A 13,213-nucleotide genomic window follows, 5' to 3' on the forward strand; every position below is an offset into this window, starting at 1 on the left:
TGATTTTCACTCAAGGACTGCCAACAAAACAGCAACGTTTTGTAGCAGTCCTTTTATTAACTAACTCATGGGGGGATCTTTACAATGGAATTAACTGAAAAAAGCCGTAAGTGGTTCATTGCGACTTTGTTGCTTGGAACCTTTACGATGTCAATTAGCCAATCTTCGTTATCAACGGCTTACCCGACGTTTATGAAGTACTTTAATTTGCCAGCCAGTACCATTGCGTGGTTAACGACTGGCTTCATGTTAATTATGTCAGTGGTAATGCCACTATCACCATGGTTAATGAATAATTTTAAATTTAAGCCATTATATTTGTCCTTACTGATTAATTTTGTCATCGGAACTTTAATTATCATTTTTGCACCAAATTTTTTAATAATGATGGTTGGCCGACTTATGGAAGGTTTTAGTGTCGGTGTGCTGTTCCCATCTTACCAGTCGATTATCCTAGAGATCACGCCCACGGCTAATCGCGGCACCGTGATGGGTACGGTCGGCTTAGTCATGGGATCGGCATTGGCAGTTGGCCCAATCGTGTCTGGTGTTTTATTGGAGATTCTTAATTGGCAGGCAATTTTTGGGTTCTTTTTATTAGTCTTAGCGGTCGTCTTTTTCATGGCTTTGAAAACAGTTGTGAGCCCGTTGAAAATTCACTCGACTAGTTTCGACTTTATTTCTGTTTTCATGTCACTTGGCATTATTGGATTGCTCTACTTTATTAATGAAATCTCACATATGACCCCGACTAATTACTTTAACTGGGGGATATTAGTGGTTTCACTGATTTTGTTAGTGATGTTCGTTCGCCGGCAGTTACACATGAAAGCCCCATTACTCAGGCTAGATATTTTAGCGATTCCTAACTTTGATTTAGGGGTGGCGTTGACATCCTTATCCTATATGTCGTTGATTACCGTTACAATTGTGATGCCGCTGTATTACCAACAGGTGATCGGGTTGACCCCACTTTGGTCAGGATTGGCACTGGTTCCAGCGGCAGCCTTTTTATCTTGGTTGAATCGAAGAAGTGGTCGCTTAGCAGATCGGATCGGATTCAAACCTGTAATTTTGATTGGCTTTGGCTTGTTTATCATTGGTTGGGGTGCTTTGCTGATTTGTGCGGGCTTGAAGAATGTTTGGGTTGCCGTTGTTTGCTCAATGATCATTGAAGCCGGGAATGCCTTTGCGATGATGCCGGCGACAACGTTGGGGGCCAATTCGTTAACCAATAATTTGATTCCGCACGGTTCATCGGTGATTGCAACGGTTCGCCAAATAATGGGATCAACTGCCATTGTGTTGGCAACGGTTGTTTTGGGTGAAAAGAATTTCAACGGTGTCTTTTTAACTTTTCTCATTCTTGAAATGATTGCCATTTTATTGGTCTTCAAAATTAAAGATACGACGAAAAGGGGAACAGAATCGCATTTGTGAAATGTAAGCTATTTTCATTTCAAATTCTATCTATAATTGAATACTTAGAATGTTTTGAAAATCACAATATGAGTTGTTGTACTCGCTTTCAAAATATGGTATTCTTTTTTTGGATGATAAAAGGTCATTCAAGACTGGATACCTTAAATCCTTCATAAACTATTTATGGTCGATAACAGGCAACCACGAAGTACCTTTCTGGTTGCTTTGTTATTTAAAAGTTTAATGTTGTGTGGCTCAATAATAGGAGGTTGTATAATGGCTTATCGAACTGTTAATCCTTACAATAATGAAGTTGTTAAGGAGTATCCTTTTGCAACAGATATTCAACTTGGAGAAGCACTTGCCGAAAGTGACGCCACTTATCGTGCAATGAAGAAACAACCAATTTCTGAAAGGGCAAAGATTCTGCATAACGTTGCTGCTAAGTTACGTGAACATGAAGATGAACTTGCTAAAGCCTGTACCATTGATATGGGGAAACTAATCGGTGAATCTAAAGGTGAAGTTGAATTAGTTGCGATTATTGCTGATTGGTTTGCTGATCATGGTGAGGAACTGCTTCAGCCAGAAGAAGTGGATACGATCGCAACTGGTCATGCCGAAATTCAAAAGCATGCAACTGGCGTAATCATGATGGTCGAGCCATGGAACTTCCCATACTATCAAATCATGCGGGTGTTTGCCCCTAACTTCATGGTTGGAAATACCATGATTTTGAAACATGCTGCTAACACACCAACTTCCGCTCAAATGTTTTGCAATGTTGTTGCTGAATCCGGGGCACCAAAGGGTTCATTGACTAATTTGTTCTTGAGTTATGATCAAGTTGGCGAAGCAATTGCTGATCCACGGGTTCAAGGTGTTGCATTAACTGGTTCTGAGCGTGGTGGAACAGCTGTTGCCGAAGTTGCCGGCAAGAACCTTAAAAAGAACACGATGGAACTTGGTGGTATGGATCCATTCATTGTTCTCGGGGATGCCAATATGGACGATGTTGCTGATATTGCATGGCGAGCACGTCTTTACAATACTGGTCAAGTATGTACATCATCCAAGCGGTTTATTGTCATGGATAACGTTTACGATGAATTTGTTGATACTCTCAAAGATAAATTCAGTAAAGTTCAGCCAGGTGATCCACTGGATCCTGCAACTTCACTTGCACCAATGAACACGGAAAAAGCGAAGAACAAGCTTCAAGGACAATTGGATGAAGCCATTGCAGCTGGTGCCAAGGTTGAGTATGGGAATGAACCAATTGATTTGCCAGGGCAATTCTTCAAGCCAACAATCTTAACCAATATCAGCAAGAGTAATCCAGCATATGACACTGAGTTGTTTGGCCCAATTGCTTGCGTTTACAAGGTTCACAGCGAACAAGAAGCCGTTGATCTTGCCAATGATAACCCTTATGGCCTTGGTGGCATTGTCTTTGCTGGTGATGAAGATCACGGTGCTGAAGTTGCTTCCCAAATCGAAACGGGTATGGTATTTGTTAATAACTTCATGTCAACATTGCCAGAATTACCATTTGGCGGGGTTAAACTTTCAGGCTATGGCCGTGAAATGAGCCACATTGGTGAAGAAGCCTTTATTAATCAACAGTTGATTGTGAAAACTGCTAAGCCAAACATGGATAATTTAGCTGGTGGGTTGGTCGCAATGGATCCACAACCTAAGAAAATGAGCAAAACTAAATAGCGGGCGTTAAAGTTGCCTGCTACTAGTTTGTTCAAGTAAAATTCGTCAGGGAAAATAATCTCTGACGAATTTTTTTGGCCTTTTTTAACTATTTTAAAAAAATAGTCGAGTTTATTTCCGTATATACTCCATAGAGGGACAATGAGGCTCCTTCGAAATAAAAAAAGGAATAGGGGAATGGATGTGAACAAGAATCATAATGGATTGATCCAAAGAAATGGCTTATTGAGACTTTGGGCACCGATCGTATTAGTAGCAGCTAGTAGTTGGCTGTTCATACAAGCACCGACAATGCCGGCTGCTGCCGAAGAAACAAGCACCGTTGAAAAGGCGGTTACCTTTTACGTTCAACCGCAATATCAGTTGGATCGTGATGGTAGCTGGGCCGATGTTCCTGGCGTTGGCCCAATCGCGATGCGGGGCGTTCCGGGACGTTCATTTGAAGCGCCGGTTATTAGAGACTATGTATTGACGGGGGATGCAATCCCTACAGTTCCAAATAGTGGCGGTGATCAATCCCACCCAATGAAGCTAAGGTATCGAAGACAAAGTACGGGGTTGTATACCGCAACCGTCAATATTAATTATGTGGACAGCCAAAAGGGCTACACGATTTCTTCGGATACGAAGACATTGCACTATGCCGATCACGTAACCTTGATTCCAAAAGAAATTGTAGGTTATCGTCTTCAAGATGCTGAAGTTCCTAATCAATATTTCGCCAAGAATCAAGATAAATCGGTTAGCTTTGTATTTAAAGAACTTAGGGATCCAACCTATACGGTGAAGTTTTATTATTTACCGATTGAAAAGCCAGCTGTTCAGTCGATCGCGAAAAATGAATCAGCTAAGGCTGTGACAGTTTCTGAGAAGCCAACTGTCGTTAAGCAAGAAGTAAGTGAACCAAAGAGGCCGGTAATTAGTAAGACGCCGGTGGTGACCAAAGCACCGAAGAAACCGACCACCAATCAGGCACGGCTGATAGATAACACTTCTAAATCAATGGTAATGGTTCCTAAAATGCCAGTTAACAAACCACAACCAAATTTGGTAACGCCAAAACCAGTTGAAATAAAAACGGATCAGTTAAAACCAACGCAACCAGTTAATCAGGTGAAAGTGCCGGCTCAAAAAGTAGCAAAAACATCGGTAACTGCTCAAAAGGAAACGCCGCTAGAAAGGCCATCTCAAGTATTACCAAAGATGCCAACACCTTCGCAAAAGAGTGAGACTAAGGAAACACCCGTCGTAGCAGTTAAGAGGGCTATGACTGCTGTTAAAGTACCAATTGTCCAGCCGACAACCAGTCAACCGACTGCTGAACTGACTGACAGCCAAATACCAGCGATAGAATCAGATCATCGCGGTTCTTTAACTAAGGCTACTAACACTAACCAGTTAGTAAAAACCAGCATTCAGCCAAGTGAGGCAACGGTTCAGAAATTAGCGGTGTACGCAATTCGCAAAATTAGCCTGTATCGGTCACCAAATTTCAATAGGAAAACGGTCGAAGTGAGTTACTCAAAGCAACCGCGACGCCTACGACCAATGTTTGTCGTGATCGGTTATGGACGGTCAACGACTGGTAAGCTTCGTTATAAAGTTCGAGATGTCAACCATTTAAGCCAAACAGCCGGTAAGGTTGGCTACATTACCACTAGTCTTAAATTCGTTCGACCGGTATATTACGTCACGAAATGGGTGAAGGTTCGGGTCATTAATGGTCGCGGTGTGAATGCTTATGCACAGCCAAATTTAACGGGGAAGGTCCGCAACTATCCACAAGGCACTATCTTGAAAACAAAAGGGATTGTCACCCACAACTTGACGACTCGCTACATGCTAGTTAACGGCGGTTACGTGACTGCCAACAAGAAGTTAGTGATCGCCGACCACGCTTAAAGCTTCAAATTTGGTAATTAAGTGGGACTCCAGTAAAATGATGATTAGTCAAACACATCATTTTACTGGAGGTAATCAGATGGGTAAAGCAACTGGTTTTTGGTCCAAATTATCAATCATCCTGGCAGTTGGTCAGCTTGGGCTTTCGATATATAAACAGTATCAAGCGTCAAAGCGGGACAAGGTTAATAACGTAAAGTAAAGATTATTAATAGTGTCATCATGAATCATCAAAACGGCGTTAAGCAACTGAGTGAGATAATCTCCCTTCAGTTACTTGACGCCGTTTGTTTTAGTGGTAGCAGTACCCCCATTCCTACTTATTATCTGAGGGGTTTGGTATAATAACGTTTAAAAAATTTGCCTTGGTTTCCACGGTAATCGGTAATTTCGTTGCTGGATCACCATCGATTCTAGCTTGGATTTTCCTTGACGAGAGGTTCTCAATTTTGAGGGTTTTGCATTTAAAGTACATCACATCTGAATTATCTTTCAGGTTGCCAGATAAAAAGTAAGAGCCATAGGCGAATAATTTTGGTAGTGTGAACTTCTTTAAAATAAAGACATGGAGATGATCGTCGTCATAGGAAGCTTCAGGATTGAATTCAACGTAACCACCCACCGAGTTAGTGGTTGTGATTAATAGAATCTGTGACCTCAGCGTTTTAGTCTTACCATTGGCTGTGATTCGTAACTTATATGACCGGTTTGTAAAGAGTTCCTTAAAGCCCTTTACCAAATAAATTGCTTTACCAAACCGTTTCTTTTCGTCGTCCTTAATATTGCGGGCGATGTCTGCTAATCTTCCCAGTGTGAGGCTGCTGATCATAGGTGTATTGCCGACTGTGCCTAAATCAACTTCTGCAGGCTTGCCAGTTAAAAGATTCTTGATAGCATCGTCAGTGTTTAGGGGGATGCTTAGGGCCCGAGCAAAGTTGTTAACCGTCCCACCTGGAATAATACCCAAGGGGATGGTTTTGCCAGCTTTTAAGAATCCTGAACAGGCGGTATTAATTGATCCGTCACCGCCAATGGTTACTAAACAGTCGTAGTTAGCAACGGCGGCAGCGGCTTTTGAGATTGCGTCGTCCTCGGATGTTGTTTTGCATAGGGTGACTGTTTTACCGTTACTTTCAAGAAATTGCTTTGCCTGTTGAGCCAGCTTTTCGTTATCAGTTTTTCCGGCGGAACCGTTGTAAATAATAATGTAAGTTTGCATGGCGAACCTCCAATATATAAAGTGAGCGGAGCAAAGCGGTTAGAAAGCGGAGCCTAAGTTACTCCGTTCAGAAATCCTGGGCTTGGATTTTTGAACGGAGTGGCTTAGGTGCAGCTTTCTGCTTTGTGCAGCTGTCCTAAAACACTGAGCGGATCCAGGCGGTTAGAAACTGGTGGATAAGTCTCTACTTGGCGTAGCATGTTTCCACAATGTGGCAAAAACCAGAATCCCTAGTTCTTGGAAATTTTTGACAAGGGTACTCATGTTCCGCTTCCAGCTTTGCAGAGCGGTTCTTCAGACTACGGATCACTCCTAAATAACGCCTTCATTTCTCATAATCATTATATTATTATTTAGCTTCTAAGTCGTGTTTGGAGATTATGGTCAATGAGCCGTTCATGACGGGAGAGGTCGCATCAACTGCCTGGGGATCGGTAAAGATTTTTAACATCTTCATAAAGCTTTCAGCAGTATTGTCCTCATTTAAATCTGTGAGTGGCAGCCAGTAAATTTTGCCCTCGTCCGATTGTTTCAATTTGCCAGTGAAATGACTCGTTCGATATAAGAAACCAATTCGACGGTATGCGGGCTCGTCGCTAAACCACTCGACGGTTCCACAAGATTCAAGGCTACTAACCTGGAGACCGGTCTCTTCAAAGACTTCACGGACCATTGAATCATACAGACTTTCCCCCTTTTCAACGTGACCACCAGGGAAGGTGTGACCAAATTTCCAGGCAACGTCCGTTTTGTCCTCAACCAAAACTTTATCCGTTTGCTTATCGTAAATCATGCACATGTTAACCATTTCGATATGTTCAGTTCTTGAATAAGTCATTTGATCACCTCATGAATTTTTAAACGTTATTTGACGATGTAATTGTACGTTTGAATTGGCTCTAGATAATCATTTAGCCGCTCAAACAGCATCACTAACCACGTAAAGGCCAGCATAAACGCTAGGATTTCAAAGGCGGTTAATGATAGATAGCCAATGAATTGGAATAAGATTTCACCAGCAAGCAGCGCACCGGCAATTAACCAAGACATATGTAAGAAATCAGGTGAAACGTTTGGCAGCAGCCATTTAATTCCAACGATGAGGGCCAACACCAGGTAGACTAAATAACCGGCAACCTTTCCGTGCAGTGAATGTAATTGAACATTGTTAGGAAAGACGCCAACGGATGCCAAATCAATTGCGAGTAGCGTTAACAGTATCCGTAAAATCAATAGCTGCCGGCTCTTTGGAAAAACCGCTTTGAGGGATACAAATAAATAGTCGATTAGTGCAATCAATATGAGGCCGGCAAAAATTAGGGTGAAGTTAAACTCCCAGGAAGATTTGGCGTTATTAGTCCCTAAAAAGCTTAAATTTCGTTTCCACCAATACAGGTTTTGATTGCTCATCATAGCTAGCACCATGCCACTGACAATTACGGCAATAAAGGTATTGGTAAGTAAACGCGAGGAAAGTCGGGGAACCAAATTCGCCATTGTTTGCGTTTCAATTATCGTAATCATCGCAAATAGTGCTGTTGAGGTTGCCAGGTCAAAAGTAGCCCCTTTGAACAGATTGCCAGCGATCCAAAATAAGCCAGCCATCAGCATGAAACTAATCAAAGTACCAGCTAAAGCGACTGTTGGAAAATTACGCCAAGAAACGGCTTGCACAACTGAGCCTTTTTGCCGTTTAAGAAGGATGAACGAGGTTGAAAAGCTGATTAGGCCACTTAACGTGGTGAGTCCAAGGGAGAGCGTGGCGACTGATTCATTGCCGGTTAAAGGAATATAATTGGTTTTGCGGATAACAAAATAGCCTAGAAAAACAATCGACATAATGACGGCTAATGCGGTGGTGCTCCAACGCCTGCCTTGAATCGTGATAGGCTTTTGGGGTGATTTAACAATGATGCCATCTTGGGTGAACGTCACCTCAACGCTGTTCCCTGACTTGACGCCTAACTGTTTCTGGAGCTTTTCTGGCAACGTAACGAAATTCTTATCGGCCAATGGTGTTCCTCCTCAAAATGATGGCTACTAGGTCACAAAAATGGCCCTTAACCTAGTTTTACTATAATAAAATGGTATGCTACTTGTCAGTAAATAACAAGCGGCTTTAAACGGGTGCCACCTTTTGATAACAAACGGTTGATTCCCAAAATTTAACAAAAAAAATACAATCATTCCGGTTTTAGAATGATTGCATTCGGCAGTTGAATTTTAGGGCTTAAACGCCAATTGCCCCAGATTTAAATTCTAATAAAAGCCCATCCACTGTTGAAAACTAAGTAACGTTCTTTATTTAACCGATGGTCCCTTAGGCTTCAAATCAGCTAACTGGCCTTTGAATTCTTTTGAGTACAGGGACATATCCGAACGGTATTCATCAAGATCATCACTCATGTGAACCGTGTAATCAGCTTCCTCGCCGTGTTCACCTTGGTCGAGCCCTAGCTTTTCCTCCTTACGGTCAACCCGCATTGGCATGAATAAGCTTAATCCCTTAATGATGATTGATGCGGCAATGGCGACAAAGACAATCGTGGCTGCGGTGGCGAGTAGCTGAATGCCAAATTGATAGAAACCACCGCCGTAGAAGATGCCGTTATGAGTTACGACCGGATTAACGGTTTTAGTGGCAAATAATCCAGTAGCAATGCTGCCGACAATTCCGCTAACCCCGTGGCAACCAAAAGCATCAAGTGCATCGTCAACGCCAATGCGATCCTTCAAATAATTGACAAAGAAGTAGCTGGCAAAGGTTGAGAACATCCCAATCCAAAACGAGCCGGCAATCGTAACGAACCCACAGGCTGGCGTGATGCCAACTAACCCACAGAGGGTCCCGGTACAAACACCCACCAAAGTTGGTTTACCACTAATGACCATATCGAGGATCATCCAAGTAACCATGGCGGTTCCGGTTGACATGGTCGTCGTGATAGTTGCTTGAGCGGCGATGTTATTAACGCCTAACGCTGAACCAGCATTAAAGCCGTACCAGCCGATCCACAAAATGGTTGCGCCTAATAGAACCCACGGTAAATTGTAGTGATTGTGGGGGCGGTCACCAAATTTAATTCGTTTACCTAAGAAAGCGGAAAGAACGAAGGCGGTTACCCCGGCATTGATATGAACAACGGTACCGCCGGCGAAATCAAGGACACCCAGTCCATAGAGAATGCCGTGAGGGCTCCAAACCAAATGGACCATTGGGTAGTAGATGATGATTGACCAAAGGACTAAGAATGCTAACAAAAAGTTGAACTTAATTCGACCGACAACGGCACCAACGAATAGGGCTGGTGTAATAATGGCAAACATCATTTCAAAAACAGCAAAAATGCCCGTTGGAATCTTGGTAGCGGTCAACGACGTCAAATCGATGCCATTCATAAAGAAATGCGTGACATTGCCAACAACACCACCAATGTTGCCAGAAAATGATAATGAGTAGCCGATAACGATCCATAATACAATTGCCACACCGGTCATGACAAAGACAGACAACATGGTATTGACGACGTTTCGTTTTGAAACAAGGCCCCCATAGAAAAATGCTAATCCGGGAGTCATGAAGAGGACCAAAATACTTGATAGAATCATAAAAGAGGTATTTGCCGCATTCATAATATCGCTTCCTTATTCTTAATGTTATAAATTCTAACATCATCTTTCGAAAAGCACCAGTAGTTTTTGAAAATGGTTAGAAAATTAGAATAAGATAAGCGATTATGGAAACGGCTTCAATTGCGCAGAATATAAGATAACGCGTGACCCGCTGATTCAATAAAAAAGTTTACGTTCGGTCACATAGTGTAAGTAAAAGTTACATGTTACAAAAAAATAATCAGCCAGTTTCCACTGCATTGTCATGCAAAGGGCTGGCTGATTATTTAAGTTTAATGGGTTATGACAAATGGTTGATGGCTTCTGGAATGGGTTCATTTCCGGTACTCATTTCAATAATTTCCCCAACTGATGAATTATGTTCTGCGAGGCCAATTAGAACTTCGGCGACATTTTCAATGCTAGTTTCGTTCGTAGTGTAATTGCCTAAAGATACTTTTCCTGATCCAGGTTTATCAACCAACGCGGTTGGCTGCAAAATTGTGTATTGAAGGTGGGTGTTATTCATCAGCCATTCGTCTGCGTAATACTTAGCGATCAAGTAATTTGCAAGTGGTGACGGGTTTTTACCACTAAATAAATCTGGTGTCAGGGATCCCTTGGAACTTAGCATGACAAAGCGCAGGATGCCCTTTTCTTCAGCTGCTTTCATAATCTTAACGGCACCATTGAGATCCACCTGTAGCAGATCTTTGCCACCAGACCCGGCTGTAAAAATCAGTTTGCCAGCTTCGGGCAATGATTCTTTAATGTCATCCTTAGTATCGTGTAAATCAATGTGAAATGGGGTCACGTTGTCGGCTGCCGGAACCTTTTCAGGATGACGGGCGCCAGCGTAGACTTCGATATCAGGCCTTGCTGCTAACTTTGAGACGACCGTTGAACCAACCCGGCCGGTTGCACCGATTACAATAATTTTCATGGGGATCCTCCTTATTGATAGTGAGCGGATCCAGGCGGTTAGAAAGCGGAACATAAGTCTCCTTGAACGGAAATCCCTGGGTTTGGGATTTTCGTTCAAGGTGCTTATGTGTAGCTTTCTGCCTGGAGGAGCTGTCCTAAAATACAGTGAGCGGAACAAAGCGGTTAGAAACTGGAATATAAGTCTCCTTGGGTGGAAATTCCCGGTTCTGGAATTTTTACCCAAGGTGCTTATATGGAAGTTTCTGCTTTGCGCAGCTGTCCTAAGAAAAGTGAGCAGACCTAGTTTCTGTCTGAAGAAACTGTCCTAATACTCATGTTCAACTTACCACCTTAATTATAGATAAAAATGATCATATACACAAAGGGTTATGGTTTTAATTTCGAATACTTGATGAAGATCAATTTTTTATTCGCCGTTCCCCCCTATACTTGAACCATCATCAAAAGACGGGAGCGAAGCATTATGAAATTTCAACGATACATTAATAAACATATCAATCAGATTACGTTGATCACAGCGGTCTTAATTGGAATTGGGTTACTGGGAAGTTTATTGAATTTCCAGTTAGTTTATACCGGGGCATTTATCCTGGCATCGATTATCTCAGCAGTTCCAATTCTGCTGCGAGCAATTTCTGCTTTAAGGTTTAAAACAATTAGTATTGAGCTATTAGTCAGTATCGCCGTGGTTGGGGCGTTTATCATTGGTGAGTACAACGAATCGGCGATTGTCACCTTCTTGTTCCTGTTTGGAACTTTTTTAGAGGACAAGACATTAGCCAAGACCCGCCACTCCATCAAGGATTTAACCGAGATGGCTCCTACGACTGCAACCGTAGTCAGTGAGGACGGTGAAACGGAAGAAACGGACGTTGATTTTGTGGATGTCGGTGACGTGGTTCTGGTCAAAGCTGGTGGTCAGATTCCAGTTGACGGCAAAATTGTTGATGGGTCAGGTAATTTAAACGAAGCCAGCATCACTGGTGAGTCTAAATTAGTGACTAAGGATGCAGGAGACTCAGTATATTCTGGCACAATTTTGGATAACGGGACCGTGAAGGTTGAAGCTACCAAGGTTGGTGATGACACGACGTTTGGCAAGATTGTCGAATTAGTCGAAGATGCTCAGGATACCAAGTCACCAGCCGAAAAATTTATTGATAAATTTGCGACGTATTACACGCCAGCTGTCTTAGTAATTGCACTGGTAGTTGGCTTAATCTCACGAGACTTCCGGTTAGCAATCACGGTATTAGTTCTAGGATGCCCCGGGGCTTTGGTGATTGGGGCACCGGTTTCAAACGTTGCCGGCATTGGTAATGGTGCTAAAAACGGGGTCCTAATTAAGGGCGGTGAGGTGATGAATACCTTTGCCAACGTTGATACTTTAGTGTTTGATAAGACTGGAACCCTGACGGAAGGTAAAACGGCGGTCACGCAATTTAAAAACTATGCTGCTAGTGAAGATAGTTTAGCAATGGCAGCAGCGGTCGAGCAGCACTCGGATCATCCCCTGGCTAATGCAGTGGTTAAATTTGCGGCTGGGCGGAATATTAGCCCCGATAAATTTACCACTGATTCAGTTGATACGGTTAAAGGCCGTGGGGTCCAAGCCAGCATTAAAGATCAACAAGTGTTAATTGGTAATGCCGCAATGATGGTGGATAACCACATCCAACTTTCGGCTCAGCAACAAACTGATTTAAAGGCAATTCAGAAACAGGGAAGTTCATCTGTCATCATCGCAGTTGGTAATGAAGTTCAAGTAATCTTAGGAATCTCGGATGTGATTCGTGAAGGGGTTGCCGAAAGTCTGCGACAGCTTAAAAAGATAGGGATTAAAAAAACGGTTATGCTGACTGGGGATAATCAGGCGACAGCTGAGGCAGTTGCGAGCCAAATTGGCATTGATACGGTGCACGCTGAACTGCTGCCGGAACAAAAGGTCACGTATGTTAAAAAATATCAGGAACAGGGACATCGGGTTGCCTTTATTGGCGATGGGATCAACGATAGCCCATCAATTGCCACGGCTGATATTGGCATTGCCATGGGTGGCGGTACCGATGTTGCGGTTGAAACTTCTGACGTTGTCTTGATGGCTTCTAAGTTTGAAGAGTTGGTTCATGCATTTGGCCTTGCAAAGAAGACGGTGGCGAATACAAAGGAAAACATCGTGATTGCAATCGGGACGGTGGTTCTGTTGTTGATCGGTTTAATGCTGGGTTACATCTACATGGCAAGCGGGATGTTCGTCCACGAAGCAAGTATTCTGGTGGTCATCTTCAATGCAATGAGATTAATTAAATACCACACAAAAACAGCAAAACTTGATCCAGATCAATTATCTTTTGAGGAATCGGAGCTATCCTAATCTATGTAGTCAGGAAA

The 13,213-nt window shown here is 42.7% G+C and carries 10 protein-coding genes; 5 read left to right on the plus strand and 5 right to left on the minus strand.

Going from position 1 to position 13,213, the window contains the following annotated elements:
- The first annotated feature begins 84 nt into the window (after positions 1–84).
- The 4 genes from FC98_RS08660 (at position 85) to FC98_RS14860 (ending at position 5,248) form a co-directional block, all read left to right on the plus strand.
- A complete protein-coding gene (locus FC98_RS08660) occupies positions 85–1,440 on the plus strand; it encodes an MFS transporter (RefSeq protein WP_056949449.1) in 1,356 nt (451 codons plus the stop codon).
- Positions 1,441–1,698: 258 nt separating this feature from the next.
- Complete coding sequence (locus tag FC98_RS08665) at positions 1,699–3,144, plus strand: NAD-dependent succinate-semialdehyde dehydrogenase (protein WP_054655144.1); 1,446 nt, start codon at positions 1,699–1,701, stop codon at positions 3,142–3,144.
- Between the two features lie 183 nt (positions 3,145–3,327).
- Positions 3,328–5,046, plus strand: coding sequence for a DUF5776 domain-containing protein (locus FC98_RS08670; protein ID WP_156637260.1), 1,719 nt, complete (start codon positions 3,328–3,330; stop codon positions 5,044–5,046).
- Positions 5,047–5,083: 37 nt separating this feature from the next.
- Complete coding sequence (locus FC98_RS14860) at positions 5,084–5,248, plus strand: hypothetical protein (protein WP_008857122.1); 165 nt, start codon at positions 5,084–5,086, stop codon at positions 5,246–5,248.
- A 114-nt stretch (positions 5,249–5,362) separates the two neighbouring features.
- Here FC98_RS14860 and FC98_RS08675 read toward each other — a convergent pair whose 3' ends face one another.
- The 5 genes from FC98_RS08675 to FC98_RS08695 form a co-directional block, all read right to left on the minus strand.
- Complete coding sequence (locus FC98_RS08675) at positions 5,363–6,265, minus strand: diacylglycerol/lipid kinase family protein (RefSeq protein WP_008857123.1); 903 nt, start codon at positions 6,263–6,265, stop codon at positions 5,363–5,365.
- Positions 6,266–6,614: 349 nt separating this feature from the next.
- A complete protein-coding gene (locus FC98_RS08680; RefSeq protein WP_008857124.1) occupies positions 6,615–7,103 on the minus strand; it encodes an 8-oxo-dGTP diphosphatase in 489 nt (162 codons plus the stop codon).
- A 26-nt stretch (positions 7,104–7,129) separates the two neighbouring features.
- Positions 7,130–8,278, minus strand: a complete 1,149-nt coding sequence (locus FC98_RS08685) for an AbrB/MazE/SpoVT family DNA-binding domain-containing protein (RefSeq protein ID WP_008857125.1) — start codon at positions 8,276–8,278, stop codon at positions 7,130–7,132.
- Between the two features lie 288 nt (positions 8,279–8,566).
- Positions 8,567–9,898 (minus strand): ammonium transporter, encoded by a 1,332-nt coding sequence (locus tag FC98_RS08690; protein WP_056949450.1) that lies wholly within the window; start codon positions 9,896–9,898, stop codon positions 8,567–8,569.
- Positions 9,899–10,178: 280 nt separating this feature from the next.
- On the minus strand, positions 10,179–10,820 hold the full coding sequence (locus FC98_RS08695; RefSeq protein WP_056949451.1) for an NAD(P)H-binding protein: 642 nt from the start codon (positions 10,818–10,820) through the stop codon (positions 10,179–10,181).
- 465 nt (positions 10,821–11,285) lie between these two features.
- Here FC98_RS08695 and FC98_RS08700 point away from each other — a divergent pair, with 465 nt between their 5' ends.
- A complete protein-coding gene (locus tag FC98_RS08700; RefSeq protein ID WP_008857129.1) occupies positions 11,286–13,196 on the plus strand; it encodes a heavy metal translocating P-type ATPase in 1,911 nt (636 codons plus the stop codon).
- Positions 13,197–13,213: the final 17 nt, after the last annotated feature.

This window comes from Lentilactobacillus kisonensis DSM 19906 = JCM 15041 (assembly GCF_001434135.1).
Classification (GTDB): domain Bacteria; phylum Bacillota; class Bacilli; order Lactobacillales; family Lactobacillaceae; genus Lentilactobacillus; species Lentilactobacillus kisonensis.